This window comes from Mangrovivirga halotolerans (genome assembly GCF_026241165.1).
GTDB classification, from domain to species: Bacteria; Bacteroidota; Bacteroidia; order Cytophagales; family Cyclobacteriaceae; genus Mangrovivirga; species Mangrovivirga halotolerans.
Genome location: NZ_JAPFQN010000001.1, coordinates 60,756 through 81,111, shown reverse-complemented (window position 1 = coordinate 81,111; position 20,356 = coordinate 60,756). Strand labels below are relative to the sequence as shown.

Below are 20,356 nucleotides of genomic sequence, written 5' to 3'. Positions count from 1 at the left end.
TTTTGAATTGATAAAATAGTAACAATATTTAAAGTATGCGAGAGCTTAATATATCAAAAAAACTAACTGCATTAATCATTATGGTATTACTGCTTTTTAGCGGTAATATCCATGCATCTCAGGTTTCTGCAGATACATTATCTAATATAGAGCCGTCTAAAGATCAGTCTGAAGAAATTCAGATTATGACTGCTTTATTACTTAGACATCATTATAGAAAGGAAAAACTCGATGATTCACTTTCTGCAGAAATATATGATAATTATTTGAATTCACTGGATCCAAATAAACTGTATTTTACTGCATCGGATCTTGAACCATATAATTTATTCCGTTTCAGTTTTGATGATTTCGTAATGCAGGGAAACCTCAACTTACCTTTCCAGATGTTTAACAGATTCAGGGAAAAGTTGATTTCTCGCGTTGAAGAAAACATTAAAACTATAAATAATGGATTTGATTTTAGTAAAGACGAGTATTATGATGCTGACAGGGATGATGCAAAATGGGCAACTTCTGAAGATGAACTTGATGAAAACTGGAGAAAACTTCTTAAGAGTCAATATTTAAGTTTAAAACTTGCTGAAACAGATTCTCCGGATTCAATTCTTATTAGCAGATACGAAAGAATGAGAAATATCTTTTTAAGATATGACAGGCAAGACGTTTTCCAGTATTTTGCTAATGCATTTACGTCAACTTTTGACCCGCATACCAATTATTTTTCTCCAAGAGCGAAGGAAAATTTTGATATTGAAATGAGTCGAAGCTTAGAAGGTATTGGAGCAACATTAGCTACTATAAATGATTATACAACTGTTATGTCTATCGTGCCCGGTGGACCTGCAGACAAATCTGATGAACTTTTTGCAAACGACCGCATCATAGCCGTTGGTCAGGGTAAGTCTGAGCCATTTGTCGATGTTGTTGGCTGGAGGGTTGAAGAGGTTGTAAAATTAATCAGAGGACCAAAAGGAACTTTAGTGAGATTAAAGGTATTACCAGCCTCTGAAGGTGCCAACGCAGTTGCTAAAACTGTTACAATAGAACGTGATAAAGTAAAATTAAAAGATCAATCAGCTAAGCTTGATATGATTCCCTACAAAACCCAGGGTAAAGAATACAATTTTGCTTTGATCGACATACCTGCATTTTATTTTGACTTTAAAGCTTATCAAAATAATGAAAAGGACATTAGTAGTACCACTAATGATGTGAAAAAACTAATAAAGGAGGCCAAAAGTAAAAATGTAGATGGAATTGTAATCGATCTTAGAAGAAATGGAGGAGGTGCCTTACAGGAGGCTATCAATTTGACTGGTTTATTCATTGATAAGGGGCCTGTGGTACAGGTGAAAAATAGTTATGGATCAGTAGAAGTTGGTACTGATACCGATGAAGAATTGGTTTATGGTGGGCCGCTTGCTGTGCTTACAAGCAGAGAGAGTGCTTCAGCCTCTGAAATTTTTGCAGGTGCGATTCAGGATTATAAGCGTGGAGTGATCATTGGGGAAGTTACTTATGGGAAAGGAACGGTACAGAGTGTGGTAGATCTTGCCAGGTTTATTAAGAACCCTGATGGCAAACTGGGTGAATTGAAATTAACACAGGCTAAATACTACAGAATTTCTGGTAACAGCACTCAAAACAGAGGTGTAATACCTGATATTGAATTCCCAAGTGTGTATGACTATTCTAAATTTGGAGAAAGCTCACTAGAAAATAGTTTACCCTGGGATGAGATAAAATCTGCAGATTACAAGCAGGTTTCTCTGATTAATGACAGATTTTTAAGTGATTACAGATCTGATTTTAAGAAGCGATTAAATGCTGATTCTAATCTTAAAGATTATGTGAATGACGTGAAAGAAGCTCGTGATATCAGAAGTAGCACTACGATCTCTTTAAATGAACAGGAAAGAAAGAAAGAGATAGAAGAGCAAAATAAGAAAAGAGCCAATTCAGACATGCTGGATCAGGAGTTGGAAGAAGATGAAATCAAAACCGGAGAGAAGAAAACCGAGATTGATGATGTGATGGTTGATGAAGCGTTTAAATTCATTTCAGCTTACATTACAGCCAAATTAGGGTGATAATTTAGAGGTATATAATTATAATTTGAAACCGGGAATTTTTCCCGGTTTTTTTATTTGTATTAGCTATAAAATGACAGTATAAAATTGTGATAAAAAGCATCATGGCTAAGTTTTTATGGCTGATAGATATGGTGATCCTTAACCTGAAAATTAGTATAGGATAACTAATTACAAAGATCTGGATTAAGGAAATGAAAAATAGGTTATAATATCAATTGTCTAATGGATACAAAAAAAGACTGACCTTATAAAGGCCAGTCTTTTATTATTAGCTAATTATATGTTTTAAATCTACATAGTTTCAGATACCATTATATCACCGAGAAGTACATCCCAGAAGCTTACTATATCTCCACCAATTTGAGTTTCTTTTTTCTTGACATAGACCGTGATATCCTTCTTTGTAGTATCCTTATACACAATGTTATCTCCGGAAACACCTTCGAATTTTTGATAAATGGTAATTACTCCAACATATTCACCATTAGGTAAAGGTTGTAAATCGGATATATATTGAATGTCAAACCAAGTTATGTTTACCTGGTCATAATTCAGAGCCATTAATCTTCCAAAATATTCTTTAATGGCATAATACATAGTCTCGTCACTATTTACTGAACTAACCCCAACTTCACTTCCTTCAGCAAATAGTTCCAAAGCTCGATCGATTACCCTGTTAGCTTCGCTAAACGGAGTTGCCTTACTACCAATAATTGAAATATACTTACTTAAGTCCCTGATCTTCTCCAGAGCTAAAGAATCTATAGCTTCAAGATTGTCATCATCAGGACCTCCCTGGGCGTTCGCATTAAAAAAGGAACCTGCGAACAGAATAAAAATAAATATGAATATCGACTTGTTAATCATTTTCTTTTTCTATTTGGATAACACTAGCTTAGTTATCTTTTCGTCTTTATTTACAGTGATCTCATAAATCTTAAGATTAAAAGTTTTTTTATCCTTTAAATAATTAAGATACTGTTCAATTGTCATAGGTCTGTCAAAAACAGGCCTGTCACCTGAAAAAGTCACCACGGTTAACACCGGAGTTTCTTTACTTTCAAAATAGCTATAGATCTCTTCTATTTTATCATTTATTTTATCGTAGAAGAATGTTTCACTAAGTTCAGCAAGTTCATTGAAATCTTTGTTAACCCGTGTGTAAGTTTCCTTAGGGACAACATAAGTTTGCTCTACTACATTTTCTTTTTCAGCGGGTTCAGTAGAAGTATTATCAACTGAAACCTGGTTATCAGATGCAGCAGGTTGACTCGATTTACAAGATGAAAATGAGATCAATACAAAAGAGATCATTAGTAATAGTACTCCTATTGAGGTTCTTCTCACGACAAAAAAATCTAAAATGAAAAAATGTTACTGTTTTTAATCGACATCAAATATCAATATTAAAAATTATTTTTAACAATTAAAATAATAAAAAATCATTCTATGTGATATTTATGTCTTTTTTAACCCATTCAAAAACTTTGCCAACTTGTTGAATAGTGATTCTTACAAGCCAACGTAAGGTGAAACTTAATTATTATTTGAACTTTAAATGTTAATTATATAATTTACGACATTATTTTTAAACTATATATGTTTTTTTATTTATAGGATAACCTAGTAAAAGTTATTTTTTTAAATTTTTGAAACCAGCTAAATCAAATACTTTTCGAAAGTAAGGGAAATGCCATGAGGCTAATTATTTGCTCTATATTATTTCTATGCGTCTTTGCAACGGACGTTTATGCACAACGTGCTCCGGCATGGTCTAACTTCTATATGAATCCTTATGTTGTTAATCCCGCTATGGGAGGAATTTATGGCCGTGGGTTAGTAGAAGTTAATTATAGACGCCAATGGGTCAAAATTAATGAAGCTCCTTCAGTAGCAAGTCTTGCTCTTCAAATGCCATTCGAAAATCGCGTGACTTTTGGTCTTAATATATATAATAAAAGCTTCAGTTTGTTTAATACCACTTCTTCAAATCTGACTTTGGGATATACTGTTCCGTTTGAACGAGATCACTATATTAGTTTTGGCCTTGGAGCGGGAGCAAATTTCAATAGTATTGATTATGGATCATTAGATGATTCACAATTATCTGATCCTGCTTTAGGAGCATTAGGTGAAAATACTGTTTCATTCCAGGCTCAATTTGGAGTTCATTATTTTATTAAAGGGTTAAATCTTTCATTAACTCTCCCGGCTCTTTTTAAGGAAAATGTTTTAAACAGTGAAGATTTTGATCAATTTTCCTTTGAACCTGTCGATGTACTTCATGGCATGGCTTATTACAATTTTAAGCTTCCAACCAATGATATCACGGTTACACCTTACGCTATTTACAGATATGGTTCTACGGGTCAGAGTTATTATGAAGGTGCTTTAGTAGTTGATCTGAGAGAAATATTGTGGTTTGGAGGAAGTTACAGACAAGATTACGGGCCTTCTCTTCTCGTTGGGTTTGGTCAGCCAGATAAATTCAAAATCGGGTATGCATATGAATTTGCAAGTAATATAGATGTTGGTATCCCTGGAGGAACCCATGAAATACAAATACAGGTATTGTTTGGTAATAATATTGATATATTTAAAGGTTTAGCTAAAAAGAAACAGAAGGAAAGAGCTCAGCCTGATTGGTTAGATGAGTATTATACCAGAAGAGAGGATGTTCAGACAAAGTCTACAGAACCTCCAATAGTAGAAGTGGAACCAGAGCCCGAACCCGAACCAGAACCGGAACCAGTTCCTGAACCGGAGCCTGAACCGGAGCCTGAGCCTGTTCCAGAACCGGAGCCTGAGCCTGTTCCAGAACCTGAGCCTGAACCAGAGCCTGAGCCTGAGCCTGTTCCAGAACCAGAGCCTGTTCCAGAACCAGAGCCTGTTCCAGAACCGGAACCGGAGCCTGAACCTGTTCCAGAACCGGAACCTGTTCCAGAACCGGAGCCAGAGCCTGTAGCGGCTGTTGAGCCACCGATTGAACAACCTGATAAGGTTTATAAAGAAAGTGATGATCCGAATGGTCTCAAACCTGGTCACTATGTTGTAGTAGATCAGTTTGATAGTGAGGCTGAGGTTGAAGCTTATATAGAAAAAATGAGACAAAGAGGTTTTTATGGCCAGTATGGTTATAGTTCAACCTTAAAGAAATTTATTATCTATACTTTTAAAACTGAAAGTTCGGAAGACGTATTGATTGAAAGAGACAGAGTTAAAGGTATAAGTTATTATAAAGATGCTTATTATCTATATGTTGAATAATTGAGCACATGAGAAAGATACAGATCGTTATATTTTTTTTAATATTTATCGGAGCTGACATTTATGGCCAGATACCGGTAATAAATTCAATTTCTCCAACTGATACCACAGTAAATGGTATCGTGACTATCCAGGGTGCTGGTTTTGGAACTGCATCCTCGGATTTAGATGTGTCTTTTGGAGGCATTAGTGCGAATATAGTAGACGTAACTACCAATGTCATCCGAGTTAGAGTTCCTGCAGGAGCTCATCATGCTCCTATATCAGTACTTAGAAAATCAAGCGGAAACATTTCTTATTCAAAAGAATATTTCGACTTAAGCTATTCTGGAGTGCCTCTTAATGCCTCCAGTTTTGAAGCTGCATCTATTCAGAGTGCATTAGGACCCCAATTTGATATATTAGGTGGAGATTTCGATAATAATGGGCATAATGATGTAGTAGTAGTTTACCCTTCTCCTCAAGCTAATTTTTCAATTTATTTTAATAATGGAACGGGTTCATTTTCAAAATCAGACGTTGTACTTCCCGGGCCTGCTAAGTTTGTAGAAAAAGCCGATTTTAATGGTGATGGAAACCTGGACCTTGCTTTTACTCAGGATAATAGTCAGGGTAGTCTGGTTTATGTTATGATCAATAATGGTAGTGGAGGTTTTACCGGAGTGCAAAATTTAAGTATAGAAGGGAATAATCCAAACGGTTTAAGAGCAGCAGATTTTGATAATGATGGCAGACTTGATATTGCAGTAGTTAACGAAACCAATAGTAAATTGGTCAGTATATTTCGTAATCTAAGTTCTGGTGGAGTAACAAATTTTGAATCTACACCAGCTACTTTCCCGATAACAGTGGACAATGCTCGTGGCATGGCCATTGGTGATTTTAATAAGGATGGGAAAATGGACCTTGTTGTGAATGCAAGTTTAGGTGCCGAGGTGTTTGTTATTAAAAATAATAGTACCCCGGGTAATTTTAGTTTTTCTCCTTATCAAACATTTACAATTGGCGGTGACTTGACCAGAGTCCTGGTTGCTGACTTTGATAACGATGGCTTTGATGATATTGCAATATCCAAGATTCAAAATCAAATCTCAATAATCAGAAATACATCATCGGAAGGTGGGGATATCAATTTCTCATCTCCTTATTCATTTACCTCATTAACCAGTACTTATGGTATAGAGGCTGCTGATATTAACGGTGATGGAAATGTAGACGTTGTTGTGAATAGTGCAGCTTCAGCTCAGATAAGAGTGTTTATTAATACAAGTACACCGGGCTCTATAACTACAACTACATATGATCTGACAGTACCCTCTCCAGGGCTAGCTATTAAGGCAGCAGATCTTACTGGAAATGCAAGACCGGATTTATTTTTTACATCCAGAACTGCAAATAGTTGGGCTTATTTAAAAAATATTAATTGCATTTTACCTGAAACGAGTCCGCCCTCGTTTATGAGTATTTGTCTTGGAGATGTTAGGAGAGTGTATGCTACTCCTACAATAACGGGCCAATACGCCTGGTATAAAGATAATGTATTGCAAAAACAAGGTGCTGATAATTTTCTGGACGTATCTCTTGGTGGAAATTATACAGTAAGGCATATTGAAGGAAGTTGTAATGCTTCTTCGAATGTTTTAGGTGTTGTATTAAATAATTCTACATCTCCGAATGAACCTGCTGCTTCAAATGATGGGCCAGTATGTCCTGATGGAACATTGACTTTATCTGCAGGGACAGTTTCTGGAGCAACATATCTGTGGACTGGCCCAAATGGGTTTGAATCAACTGAACAAAACCCTGTTATTTCTGGGTTTAATGTTGAAAATGCTGGATACTATTATGTTCAAACTGTAAGTGGAGATTGTAAAAGTGATCCTGTAGAAACCTATGCAGGTCTTGCCAATTTACCCTCTTCATCCATCATACCAAATGGGCCAACATCATTTTGTGACGGTAATGACGTAGTTCTTGAAGTACCAGCTTCTGCAGAGATCACCGGTTTTACCTGGAAAAAAGATGGAAGTGTAATTAGCGGGGCTACTACAGGTAGTTTGACAGTGACTGAATCCGGTAGCTATAGTGTAATAGTAGAAAATACTTCAGGCTGTACTCAAGAGTCTGATCCTGTGGTAGTGACTGTTACTGCAGCTCCTGTCTCGGATTTTACGATAAGTGGAAATTTATGTAGAGGATCCACGCTTAGTTTCTCAAATACATCTTCTGTTGATGGAAGTCAAACAGTAAGCTATAATTGGAATTTTGGTGATGGTAATTCTTCAACCGAATTTGAACCAACGAAAATTTTTAATACAGCTGGAACATATGATGTAAGTTTAACTGTTTCCTATGGGGCTGCCTGTCAGGATGTATCCACTCAGACGATTACTGTAGAGGATGCTCCAGTAGCTAATATTGAATTAGTGTCAGGAACTATGCCTTTCTGTGAAGGGGATTCTGTTTTACTTCAGACGGTATCTGAATATAGTTCTTATGAATGGTCGAATGGTTCAACCGGAAGACAGGCTTATTATACTAGTGGAACTCAGGCCACTGTCTCTGTCAGCAGTGGAGCTGGTTGCCCGGGAGCTGGTAGCTTTACATTAAATACTTTACCTGCTCCTACAATAGATATTACTGCTGATCAAACAGAGATATCTCGTGGTGATACAGTAACATTAACCGCCAGTGGAGGAGTAGACTATCTATGGGAACCTGCTGAATATGTTGATTTTCCAGATATATCCAATCCTTACGCTTTCCCTGCTGAAACAACTACCTTTACAGTATTTTCGACTGGATCAAACGGCTGTGTCGGATCTGCAGAAATAACAATTACAGTTGAGGGGTCGTTTGAATTTAAGACTAATAAAATCCTTTCACCTAATGGCGATGGAATTAATGATACCTGGGTCATCCAGAGTATTGATCAATTCCCGGGATGTGGTGTTAAAATTTTTGATGAATTAGGAAGAATTCTTTTTGAAGCAAACCCATACAACAACGATTGGGATGGCACTTATAATGGTGATTATCTTGAAAAAGGAGCTTACTATTATGTTATCCAATGCGAAGATGATAACATAGGGGGGAGCGGTAGTATCGTTTTAGTTCGGTAATTGAAATATTTCAATTTCTAATAGAATTATTGGTTACCTTTGCTAGATGAAACGAATATATTTATGGATAGAATCCGAAATATATAAGATAAATAGACTTTTAGACCAAACCATATTTAACTCCGATGAATATTTTTTATCAACACAAAGGAGACAATTTTTTAAACCAGCTAACTATTAAAGTATTTGCTTTATTTGTGTTAGCCTCTTTGTCTTTTACAGCTAATGCTCAATTTGATACTAAGTTGTGGTTTCCACCGGTCTGGAATGCCAATCAGCCAAATCTTAATGCCAGGTCTGAGTTTTTAATCACTACCAAATTTCCTGTAGCAAATGTCAGAGTTTATACTGTTGATGGTGCTGTGGATCAAAATTTTGTAGTCAGACCCGGACAACCCGCAAATATGGCTTTGAGTCCGACATTAGGGATGACCCTGAATTTGAATCAGGTTGAAAATTCTAAAGGATTAATTGTTGAGTCTGATTATCCTGTTCAGGTAACTTATCGACTTGCAGCAGTGAACAATCAAAATATTGTGACTCTTAAAGGGAAACAAGCCCTGGGTACTTTATTTTATGCAGGCTCCCAAACAATAAATATGGACCGTCAATACGCCAGAGGTAAAGAGCATCACTTTATCTCGGTTATGGCTACAGAAGATAATACTATAGTAACTTTTGAATTGCCGGCATCCTATCCTTATAATTTTGCCGGGTTAGGAACAAAAAATCATTCTGTAACATTAAATGAAGGCGAAACTTACCTCGTCAGAGGGGAAGGGCCATTACAACAGGTAACCGGAACAAAGGTTTCTACTAATGGTAAAAACATAGTTGTTAATTCTGGATCGGAGCATACCAGGATTGAAGGGCCAGGAGCATCATCTGCAGAAGGCGGTGCAGACCAGCTTGTGCCAATTGAAAGAATTGGTAATGAATATATTGTAATGAGAGGAGAAAATGATCCTGAATTTGAATACAGTATAATCGTAGCTACTGAAGATAATACTCAGATATTTATAGATGGTGCGGCTACTCCGGTTACAACTCTTAATGAAGGAGAGTACTATAACTTTATGCTTGGCGGACCTTATACTGACGTTGGAAGAGGTCATTATATTACTTCAAATAATCCAATATATGTTTATCAGGTTAGTGGATCTGACCCTGGAAGGGTAAGAGATGAAGTCGGTATGGCTATTGTTCCTCCATTGTTTTGTGCGGGTAGTAAGTACATAGAATTTGTTCCTTTTAAAAATTATTCTCAGAAACAACGAATAAATATTGTTCTTCCTCAGGAAGGGTTATCGTCATTAACGTTTAATGGACAATCATACACTTCTTATACAGGAGTTTCAGTATATCCGGTAAACGGTAGGCCTGACTATTATGCCGTTTCTTTTCCGACTCAGCACGTTAGAAGCCAGGATAACCTGATAATCACCTCTGATGAATTCCTACAAGTGGGATATATGACTGGTGCAAGTGGTACGGGTACCTATGGTTTCTTATCCGGTTTTGGTAGTAAAATCGAAACTGTAGATCCATATCACTATAATAATACGGGAGAAAAGGATTATACCTCAATTTATGATTTTGATTCTGATTTGGCTACCCCGGGTTATCAGGGTGTTGTGCAGGGAAGTACAGTGGATATGTGTATTTGGGGAGAAAGTTGTGCTCCGCCTAATCTAGTAAATGATGTTAGGACTTCAGGTAAGGGCGAAGAAGTACAATTCACGCCAGCAACTGATTCATGCTTTACCTATACTGCTTCCAAAACTTATTACGGGAAAGATACAGTCGAAGTACAGATAATTAATGAAATCGGTGCAGTAGAAACAGTTTTCATTATTGTTGATGTGATTTCGGCATTAGATTTAGCCATCGACGAAAATTCGATTAATTATAATGCTCCAACATGTCCCGAAACTGATTTTACCGTTTCATTTGATATTACTAATCTTTCAGATATTCCATTCAATGATAATCTTGATATTACCTTTTATGATGGTGATCCGACGGGGAGTGGGGCACGGAGGTTGAATACGATTTCCGTTCCCATAAATAATTTGAATGAAAATGATGTATTTACTGTTAATGATGCTCAGGTTGAAGGTACGGGAGAAGCAATCGTAGATCTTTACATTGCCATTAATGATAATGGTACAAGTGGAATTCCTATTAATTTTCCTTCCACAATAATATTAGAAACAGATTATACAAATAATATAGGTGCACAGCCTGTGCCTGCTTTACCATTCCCTCTTGAAGCAGAAAAACTGAAAGATAATATTAATTGTGATCCAGCATATCCGGATAATGGAGCTGCAAGGGCAAATGTAATTATTAATGGAAATGTCCAAACTACTGGTTATAGTTACCGATGGTTCGATGGACCAACACCTGTGACTGGTAATGCAGATTTTACTCAAAGAACATATCCAAATCTGGCTGAAGGAACGTATAGTGTCTTCGCAATTAACGATCGATTTGGATGTCAGTCTGATACTGTAGAAGTAGAAATAGGTGTACAAGCTGAATTTTTCTCAGCAGACATCGAAGAGATATCACCATTGACTAATTGTGTAAGTCCAAATGGTGCTCTTAGAGCAACTGTTCCAACTGCAGACGATGATGATTTTGATTTTTACTGGTACAATGATGAATTTGTACAGGATAACACAACTCTGGTTGGTGTTGGTCAATTACTAGAAAACATTGATGAATCAGATTATACTGTAAAAGTAATAAATAAAAATACAGGGTGTTTTGAAATCACAAGTGCTTCGGTTTCTGATCAACGTGTGATTCCGAATTTAAACCTGGATTCAGAACCTCAAACAGTCTGTAATCCTGCTAATGGCCGTGTGATTGGTGGTATAGATCAAAATCCTTTGGATTATGACTTTACCTGGACTAATGAAGAAAGTACTTTGATCAGCAATAATCAAAATGTTGATCAATTAGAAGCCGGTATGTATTACCTAAGCGTAGTGAATCCAAATACGCTTTGTAGCGATATGGATTCTGTTGAAGTAGAGGATAATACTCCGGAAATGGATATAATTCCTCAAAACAATGGGTTAGGTGATTGTTTTGCTACTCCTCTGACCGCTACAGCAACGTTTTCTTCTAATGGTTATCCAGTGGTAGATGCAGAGTTTAACTGGTATTTCGGCAATGATATTCCTCCAACTGATGGATTGTTTGCAACAGGAGATGAAATTGAAAATGTTCCTCCGGGAGATTATGTCATTGAAGCAATTGACCCTGCTTCAGGATGTTCAGACTATAGACCTTATACAGTCGATGTGAATGCTATCGTACCGGAAATTAATGCGAATCCTTTCTCTTCCGATCAATGTGTTCCATTTAATGGTAGAATAATAGGAAACGTCACTAATATGCCTTCAGATAAGGAGCATACAGATTATGTGTTTTATGTTTTTGAAGGAACAAACAGGAAAATAATAGAAGAAGCAGATTTTGAATTTGTCGGAAATGCTACGGGTCCTGGTATGGAGGCTTTAGGTTTGGAGCCTGGAGACTATACCATTGTGGCTAAGCAAAGTTTTGGATTCGAATGTGAATCAGAACCTTATACCGTACCCGTTGATGATGACGCAGATTATCCAAATTCAATTGATGAAAGTATATTAAATGCTAACTGCTTAAATGCTGAAGGTAGAATAACCCTTACTTCGAATCAACCATATAATTTCCAATGGTTTAGTGGTGATATTGAAAACGATGAAACGGTTAATGATCTTAATCTGACAGATAATAATACCACTCAAAGTCAGTTAAATAATCAGCCTTCGGGTTATTATTCCGCAATTGTTACGAATCCAAATAATCTCTGTCAGGATAGTGTAGTTACTTTCATTGATATTCCAACCCTTGATGAGTATGTTTTAAGAACTAATAAACATGATGATCCATTTTGCTTTGTAGATAGTGGCCGTGTGTCAGTTTCTCTGGTGAATACTGAATTTAATTATCCTTTTGAATTTACATACAGATTAGAGCGTATAGACGAGTCAGGAAATTCAATTGTAATACCATATACAGGAGATCCAACTAATCAAACATACCTATACAGGCAACTTGCTCCATCTGATTATAGAGTCTCACTAATTCAATTAGATGAGAATGGTAATCCTGCATACAACTGTAAATCTGAAGAGGTAGTAGTCGATAACTTGGAAGAAAATCCTGAAATTATTGCGGAGGCTACGAGTCCGTTGACTGTATGTAGTCCTCGAGATCCAAATGGTCAAGCTGAGGTCAGAGTGACAAATGGAGATATTTTTACACATTCTTTTGAATGGACAATAAAAGATGAGCAGGGAAATCAAACCCTAGTAGCTAGAGGATCTGAAGTATATAATTTACTTGATTCAACATATACGGTTACAGCAACTAATAATTTGAATTATTGTCAGAATACTACTACGGTAACTATTGAAGATGCCAGAGTATATCCTACGGTCATACCAGAATTGATTAAAGGTAGAGAGAATTGTATTGAGCCTGATGGTATCCAAAATGCCTATGTTCCAGGTGTAGACGATCAGGATGATTATCAATTTGAATGGTATGATTTGGTTGATGGTTCTGATGAATTAGATACATTAGATCATTACTACACAGGGCAGACTTACGATATGTTTAATATTGGTGATTATACAGTAGTGTCAATTAATAGAGCTACATCGTGCAGAAGTGAAGCAGTGTATGCCTTTGTTCCAGATGAACGAGTGTATCCTGAATTCTATACAAGAGCAAAACCAGCTGAGTGTGATTACAGTAATGGTTTCGCCAGGGCTGTAGTTACAAATGATGTAGATGTGGAGTCTATTCTTTGGGATATGGGAGGAGTCTATAGTTTTGGTTCTGATCTGATCAATATTCCTACCGGATTATACGAAGTAAAAGTTACTACCGTTTTTGGATGTGCAGACTCAACTGATGTAACTATAGAACCAGACATTTTTGTGTACAATGGAGTTTCTGCTAACGAAGATGGTAAGAATGATCACTTTATAGTTGATTGTATAGAGTGTTTTGAGAATAATAATGTTAAGATATTCAATAGATACGGGGATCTTGTTTACGAAACAGACGGTTATACTAATGATTATGATCCTGAAGCACAATGTCAATCAGCAAATGATTCTTTAGGAAATAATTTTAGAGGAAATGGAAACCGTGGTATATATGCAGGTGGTAAAAAGTTACCAATCGGAACATATTTTTACGTGATAGATAAAGGAGATGGTTCTGAACCTAAAAATGGTTATCTGGAACTAGTGAGATAAAAAAATGCCAGCAATTATAATGAAAAAATCAACTTTAATATTAGCAATAGCTTTCATTTCAATGATGGGATTGAAAGCTCAGCAAAGACCTGTGTTTTCACAGTATATGTTCAACGGTATGGCCATTAACCCGGCCTATGCCGGTGTGCATGAAACTATTCATGGAATTGCTTCCTACAGAGATCAATGGATCAATATGGATGGTGCGCCAAAAACACTTTCTTTTGCAGTTGATTCAAAACTGTCGAAAAAGAATATTGGACTCGGTCTGATGATAACCAATGACAGAGTGGGAATCCATTCGGATATTGGAGTTTATGCAGCCTATTCTTATAAAGTTAAGACAATGGGAGGAACATTGTCTATGGGTTTACAAGCTGGTTTTAATAATTTGAATTCAGATTATACAAGGCTAACTCTTGATGATATTTCAGATCCTAATCTTCAGGGAGTAAACAATTCATTTAATCCTAATTTTGGAGTAGGTGCTTACTGGCATAATAATTCAACATACGTAGGATTATCTGTGCCTTATATTCTTCACAATAACACTTTTGATAAAAATGACATCAGCACTGTTACTGAATCAATAGAAAGAAGATATTATTTTTTAACGGGAGGTCATGTATTTCCTGTATCTCAAAACCTGTTGATAAGACCAAGCGTTCTTTTAAGAGTTCAGGAAGGGGCACCGGTAGGTACTGATATTAACCTGAATTTCGTGCTTTACGGAAGGCTTAATCTTGGAACATCATATCGTACCGGAAGGTCTCTGGTTACATTTTTCCAGATCCAGGCTACCAGAGAATGGAGTTTTGGATATGCTTATGACTATGTATTTAGCGATCTCAATCAGTTTAACAGGGGCTCACACGAATTTATTATACAATATGGAGTCAATATCGATAATAGTCATAAATCGATGCCATGCCCTTCTTATTTCTTAAGATAAAAAGTAATATTATTATTCAATGATTAATGGTTGAGGACTAAAGCTAATAATAAAAATAAATATTGCTAGCCATCCAATTACTTTTCTCCATGGAGATAAAGGCTTATTGTATAGGGCCGGTGGATGATATATTCCAATAAACCTCCCTATAATCAGACCAAAGAATAACCATCCTGAATATCCCTTTATATCAGGGAAATAAAAGTTTATAAAATATTGTATGCTGTATATCCCTATAGCAATGATGATCTTTGTCATAGGGTCTTTAGATACTCTGCCCATTATGAAATAAAGAAACAGTAGATATAGTGGTACAGCTAACATTAGATCTGAAATAGCCTGCCTGCTGTTTATAAATCCAATACCTGCATATAGAATAAATAAAATAAAGAAAGTGAGGGAAAGTTTCCCCTGTAATTTTCTTCCAAAAAGCCCAAATAAGACATGTCCCCCATCTAATTGACCAATTGGTAATAGATTAAGAGCTGTAAATATTAAAGCGAGATAGCCTACAAATAAAAAGGGATAATGAAAAAGTTCGTGCTTATTTGGTAGCAATTCTGGGTTATCAACAACGTAATTTTCGAAGAATAGTGATAAAAGATTATCTCCAACTAAAATATCAATAGTATTCTCGTCTGATTCTGGTCTGAAGTTAAAACCTTTTCCTTCCACATTATATTCAGGGTGTATTTCGAATTGATACTCTTGAGGTGGAAGGTGAGAATATCCATACCAAAGTAAACCAAAAGCAATAATAAATCCTGCTAATGGCCCAGCCACTCCAATGTCAAAATATTCTTTACGACTTTTTACTAATCCTTTTAATCTTATTACGGCTCCCATTGTACCTATAGTAATCGGAAGTAAATATGGTATAGGAGGGAAGGGAATATAAAAAGGTAGAGTGGTTTTTACCTTATGTTTAATGGCTGTAAAAAAATGGCCAAATTCATGGACCGTTAGAAAAAGAAGAAACGGCCAGGCATACATGAAGCCGGAATACCAATCATTTTTTGTCCAGTCAGCAATCATACTAACAGGTTTTCCTTTCACCCAGAATACCCCGGCCAGAATTGTAGCGCCAAAAGTCAGTAAAAATAAAAATAAATGCTTTAGTATATCTTTTGCAGAAAAATGATTATCTGTCATGATTAAAATAATTAATTAAGACTTCAGGTCCATCTACATGAATTGCATTTATTCCCAATTGTTTCGCGGAAATAATATTTTGTTTCAGATCGTCAAAGTATAATGTTTCGGCAGGCTCCAGTTCATTTTCTTCAAGAATTTGCTGAAATACTTCCGGATTAGGTTTTCTTTTTTTCATTGTAAATGAATAGTACGTTTTGTCAAAAAAAGAACTTATATCATTTACTCCTGAAGTTTGTTTTAATACATCATTAACTCCATAAATGTGTATTGGCGAAGTATTACTCATGAGATACAGGGAATAATCATCCTTTAATTTTTCTAGCAGAGATATTCTTTGATGTGGAATATCAAGCAACATTGCATTCCAGGCATAGTCCAGATCTTCATCGCTTAAGTTATGATTTAGTATCTCCCTCATTTCATCTCGGAACTGTTCATCAGTTAATTCACCCAATTCATATCTTTCTGTTATTTTGGAATCAAAAATTCTCGATTTAGCTGCATCGACATCTCCGTTGCAATAAGATACTAGTTTAGAGTAGGTTAAGTCGGTGTCGAGGTTGATGATTACACCACCAAGATCAAATATTATGTTTTGAATCATTAATTTTTCTTTAATCAGTTTGGGATTTTATACTGCAAATATGTAACATTGCATTCCCAATTCAAAGCTGATGTAACAAAGGCTTTTCGGGCCCTTAGCTCAGTTGGTTAGAGCACCTGACTCATAATCAGGTGGCCGCTGGTTCGAGCCCAGCAGGGCCCACATTAAAATTAAGCTCCACAATATTTGTGGGGCTTTTTTATTAAGGCAGTATCTAGCTGGTCGTCTTTTATTGCAATATTTATTGTCAGTAAAGTTCATTCTGATATTTTTTCATAAAAGAGAATTTTAAAAAGGTGATTGATTAAAAGCTCTGCTGGATCTATTATAATGTATAGGAACCTCAATCATTAGTACACTTAGTAGAGGAATAATCAGTATCACATTCTTATAACTGATAATAATCTAATTTCATATCTCCTTTCAAAAGGAAATTTCGGCTCACTTAACTTATCATCCTTTTCTTTTGATAATACTTTTTAGTCTGGTTTAAGTCCTTTTACAAGGGTAAATATTTCAGTTTCTGTAAAATCTGTCCTTTCTGGATAATTGCAAAATACACCCTCTAATATTGGGAAAAAGCCCTTCGTGTTTAGGCAAGATATGATTGTATAATTGTTGTATCAGTTATTAAAAGCAAATGAAGGACATTAAAAATAGTTCGAAAAATTCAGAAGCATCAAATAAGAGAAAGTTGAGAAAACTTCTTCTTCTGGAATTACTCATAATAGGTCTAAGTCTTGTCATTGCCCTAATTGCTTACATTAATTACCTATAAACATGAAACTTAAACACACTGTTTTCATAATTCTAATGTTATTCCAAATACAAATGATTTGGGCTCAAAGATCAATTTCAGGAACTGTCAGGGATTCGCAAGGTGAAGGATTGATTGGTGCCACAATTCATATTGAAGGAACACAAATTGGCACAACAGCAGGAGTCGATGGAAGCTTTGCCTTGGAGGTGCCTTCGGAGGAATCAGTGTTAGTAATAACTTATATTGGATTTGATCCTAAAAGAGTAGAAGTAGGAGATCAAACGTCTTTTGATATTGTCCTTCAGGAAAATATTGAATTGCTCAGTGAGGTAGTTGTTGTTGGCTATGGTGAGGTTAAGAAAAGTGATCTTACCGGGTCAGTAGGATCTGTTGACCCTGAGCAAATTCAAAAACTTGCAACTGTAGACGTAGGCAGAGCTATTCAAGGAAAGGTTGCAGGCGTACAAGTTACTACGAATTCAGGAGCACCAGGCTCTGGAGCAAGTATCAGAGTGCGTGGTGTTGGATCATTTTCTAACTCAAACCCTCTTTATGTTGTTGATGGGTTTTTAACTGATGACATAAGTAATATATCCCCTAATGATGTAGAGAATATCGAAATATTAAAAGATGCTTCCGCTACTGCTATTTATGGTTCAAGGGGAGCTAACGGAGTGGTGATAGTCACAACTAAAAAAGGCTTGTCAAATGGAGTTCAGGTAGAGTTTAATGCATACTACGGAACGCAAACAGCCTGGAGAACAATTGACTTGCTGGATGCAGAGGGATATGCCAAGACATATCTTGATCTTAAAGGCGGACAATTGAGTGGAATTGAATCTGAAGATTTAAGGTCTTGGATTCAGCAAACTTTATCCGGGAATAATGAAGGGACGGACTGGCAGGAGGAAGTACTCCAAAACGCACCAATTCAATCTTATGATGTAAGTGTTAGAGGTGGTTTTAAAAAATTAAGATACAGCATTGGAGGAACCTATTTCAATCAAGAAGGTATAGTGGTAAATTCTTATGGAAAGAGATCACAGGGAAATATTCAATTGGAGTTTAATGCTACTGATAAACTCACATTATCAGGAGGAATAAAGTATTCTTTAAACGAAAATACTGTATATAATCAGGGTACTTATACGAGCATTTTAGGTACTGCTGTTAGAAAAGACCCTGTTAATCCAATTATAGATCCTATTACCGGCAATTGGGATAGAACGAATTTAACAGACATTGAGAATCCTGCCAGACTAGCTCACATAAGTCAGTTTAGGCTTCAGGAATCTGAAAGAATACAACCAACCTTAGGACTATCCTATGAAATTACCAAGTCGCTTACTTTCAAAAGTAATGTTACCTGGGATAAGAGAGATATCATTGGGAATTTCCTGACACCGGTTTACACAACTGTAGAAAGTAAAAACCTTGATGATAATGGGGTTCCAATTATTAATCCACAAGAAACAAATACTACCGAAGAGCTTCAGGTTCAGACAAATAATTTAAATGTTCTGCAAAATTCTAATACTCTTACCTATGATAAGACAATTAATAGTCATAGTGTAAATGCAGTTTTGGGATTTGAAATTTATCAAAGTGATGCCAGTAACATTACTGAGCAAGTTTTCGCGGACTCTGTAGGAGTAGCGGATCCGTACAGGGAAAGAGCTTTTAATTTGATGTCATATTTTGCCAGGGTTGTATATTCTTACGATAGTAAATATTTGCTGACAGCAACTATTCGTAGGGACGGGTCCAGTAAATTTCCTGAAGAAAACAGATGGGGTACATTTCCCTCATTTTCTGCAGGCTGGAATGTAGATAGAGAACCATTTTTTCCTCAAACAAAAATTATTACAGGATTGAAGATAAGAGCAGGCTGGGGAGAAGTGGGGAATCAGGAACCTATTCAACCATATGCCTTTTATTCTGTTTTGAGTCCAGGTTGGCAATATGCTTTTGATAATAATTCACCTTATCAGGGTTACGCCCCGACCTTTATACCCTCAGAGAATATCACATGGGAAGTCTCCCGAATGACAAATTTTGGATTGGATTTTTATTTCCTGGATAACAGGTTGTCTTTAACCACAGAGTATTACATAAAAGATACTAAAGATTTATTAGTTGATTCACGGTTTGTTCCTGCCCCTGTATTTGCAGGAGCACAAGCCCCCACTTCCAATGCAGGTTCAATGACAAACAAAGGTCTTGAGATCACTCTTGATTTCAGACAGGAAATTAAATCCTTTACTTTTAATATAGGTGGAAATATTTCATTTATTGATAATGAAGTTACTGCTATAGGAGCTGCAGATAATATTCAGGGTGCAGCATACGAACCTAAAACTCAGATACCGGCTACTCGAACTGTAGTTGGTGGGGAATTCGGTGCATTTTATGGACTACAATCTCAAGGAATTTTTCAAACTCAGGAAGAAATAGATGCCCATAGTGCTCAACCAAGGGCAATGCCTGGAGATGTAAAATGGTTGGATCACAACGGTGATGGGGAAATTACTGTACAGGACGCTGTTTTACTCGGTAGCCCAATTCCTGATTTCACATACGGATTTTACTTAAATGCAGGATTCAAGAATTTCGATTTCAGTGCTTCTTTTATGGGGAGTCAGGGAAATGAAATCGCCAATATTATGACCTATTACTATGGAGGTTCAGATGTTGTTGATAATAATCTTTTGAAATCCAGAGTTGACAATGCATGGACAGGTCCTGGCACAACAAATACTACTCCTAGATTAACAGAGTCCGTCACTCAAAATGATTGGTTTAGCGACAGATACATTGAAGATGGTTCTTTTCTAAGATTAAGAAATATTCAGTTAGGATACACATTACCTGATCAGATGACAAATAAGGTTAAGCTAAGCTCAGTTAGATTTTACGTCTCAGCAGATAACTTATTAACCTTTACAGATTATTCAGGCTTTGATCCTGAAGTCGGGCTGGCGTTTAATGGCGATCCCTTTGGGAATGGTGTGGACCTCGGTAATTATCCACAAGCCAGAACTATCATTTTTGGTACGAACATTAAATTTTAATATTC

At 36.3% G+C, this 20,356-nt stretch carries 10 protein-coding genes and 1 tRNA gene; 7 read left to right on the top strand and 4 right to left on the bottom strand.

Annotation, left to right across the window (positions count from 1 at the left end):
• Positions 1-35: 35 nt before the first annotated feature.
• Entirely contained in the window at positions 36-2,093 is a 2,058-nt protein-coding gene (locus OO013_RS00310) for a carboxy terminal-processing peptidase (protein ID WP_266054516.1), read from the top strand.
• 294 nt (positions 2,094-2,387) lie between these two features.
• Here OO013_RS00310 and OO013_RS00305 read toward each other — a convergent pair whose 3' ends face one another.
• Both OO013_RS00305 and OO013_RS00300 read right to left on the bottom strand, forming a co-directional pair.
• Entirely contained in the window at positions 2,388-2,963 is a 576-nt protein-coding gene (locus tag OO013_RS00305; RefSeq protein WP_266054515.1) for a hypothetical protein, read from the bottom strand.
• A 9-nt stretch (positions 2,964-2,972) separates the two neighbouring features.
• Positions 2,973-3,443, bottom strand: a complete 471-nt coding sequence (locus OO013_RS00300; protein WP_266054514.1) for a hypothetical protein — start codon at positions 3,441-3,443, stop codon at positions 2,973-2,975.
• A 348-nt stretch (positions 3,444-3,791) separates the two neighbouring features.
• On the opposite strand from OO013_RS00300, the gene OO013_RS00295 reads away from it, so the two are divergent.
• The 4 genes from OO013_RS00295 (at position 3,792) to OO013_RS00280 (ending at position 14,761) form a co-directional block, all read left to right on the top strand.
• Complete coding sequence (locus tag OO013_RS00295) at positions 3,792-5,363, top strand: PorP/SprF family type IX secretion system membrane protein (RefSeq protein WP_266054513.1); 1,572 nt, start codon at positions 3,792-3,794, stop codon at positions 5,361-5,363.
• Between the two features lie 8 nt (positions 5,364-5,371).
• A complete protein-coding gene (locus OO013_RS00290; RefSeq protein WP_266054512.1) occupies positions 5,372-8,485 on the top strand; it encodes an FG-GAP-like repeat-containing protein in 3,114 nt (1,037 codons plus the stop codon).
• A gap of 125 nt (positions 8,486-8,610) precedes the next feature.
• The gene (locus tag OO013_RS00285) at positions 8,611-13,809 is read left to right on the top strand and encodes a gliding motility-associated C-terminal domain-containing protein (protein ID WP_266054511.1); all 5,199 of its coding nucleotides are present in this window, start codon (positions 8,611-8,613) and stop codon (positions 13,807-13,809) included.
• A 19-nt stretch (positions 13,810-13,828) separates the two neighbouring features.
• Positions 13,829-14,761: a PorP/SprF family type IX secretion system membrane protein gene (locus OO013_RS00280; protein ID WP_266054510.1), complete on the top strand. Its 933-nt coding sequence runs from the start codon at positions 13,829-13,831 to the stop codon at positions 14,759-14,761.
• A gap of 12 nt (positions 14,762-14,773) precedes the next feature.
• Here the strand turns inward: OO013_RS00280 and OO013_RS00275 are convergent, their stop codons facing one another.
• Both OO013_RS00275 and OO013_RS00270 read right to left on the bottom strand, forming a co-directional pair.
• Complete coding sequence (locus tag OO013_RS00275) at positions 14,774-15,913, bottom strand: site-2 protease family protein (RefSeq protein WP_266054509.1); 1,140 nt, start codon at positions 15,911-15,913, stop codon at positions 14,774-14,776.
• A complete protein-coding gene (locus OO013_RS00270) occupies positions 15,903-16,520 on the bottom strand; it encodes an HAD family hydrolase (RefSeq protein ID WP_266054508.1) in 618 nt (205 codons plus the stop codon). The genes OO013_RS00275 and OO013_RS00270 overlap by 11 nt, the downstream gene beginning before the upstream one ends.
• Before the next feature lie 88 nt (positions 16,521-16,608).
• On the opposite strand from OO013_RS00270, the gene OO013_RS00265 reads away from it, so the two are divergent.
• A tRNA-Ile gene (locus OO013_RS00265) sits at positions 16,609-16,682 on the top strand.
• 618 nt (positions 16,683-17,300) lie between these two features.
• Complete coding sequence (locus OO013_RS00260; protein ID WP_266054507.1) at positions 17,301-20,351, top strand: SusC/RagA family TonB-linked outer membrane protein; 3,051 nt, start codon at positions 17,301-17,303, stop codon at positions 20,349-20,351.
• Positions 20,352-20,356 lie beyond the last annotated feature (5 nt).

What these genes read in the sequence shown, in the direction of transcription:
- OO013_RS00310 (WP_266054516.1), top strand. Translation starts at nt 36, where the DNA reads ATGCGAGAGCTTAATATATCAAAAAAACTAACTGCATTAATCATTATG.
- OO013_RS00305 (WP_266054515.1), bottom strand. Translation starts at nt 2,963, where the DNA reads ATGATTAACAAGTCGATATTCATATTTATTTTTATTCTGTTCGCAGGT.
- OO013_RS00295 (WP_266054513.1), top strand. Translation starts at nt 3,792, where the DNA reads ATGAGGCTAATTATTTGCTCTATATTATTTCTATGCGTCTTTGCAACG.
- OO013_RS00290 (WP_266054512.1), top strand. Translation starts at nt 5,372, where the DNA reads ATGAGAAAGATACAGATCGTTATATTTTTTTTAATATTTATCGGAGCT.
- OO013_RS00285 (WP_266054511.1), top strand. Translation starts at nt 8,611, where the DNA reads ATGAATATTTTTTATCAACACAAAGGAGACAATTTTTTAAACCAGCTA.
- OO013_RS00280 (WP_266054510.1), top strand. Translation starts at nt 13,829, where the DNA reads ATGAAAAAATCAACTTTAATATTAGCAATAGCTTTCATTTCAATGATG.
- OO013_RS00275 (WP_266054509.1), bottom strand. Translation starts at nt 15,913, where the DNA reads ATGACAGATAATCATTTTTCTGCAAAAGATATACTAAAGCATTTATTT.
- OO013_RS00270 (WP_266054508.1), bottom strand. Translation starts at nt 16,520, where the DNA reads ATGATTCAAAACATAATATTTGATCTTGGTGGTGTAATCATCAACCTC.
- OO013_RS00260 (WP_266054507.1), top strand. Translation starts at nt 17,301, where the DNA reads ATGAAACTTAAACACACTGTTTTCATAATTCTAATGTTATTCCAAATA.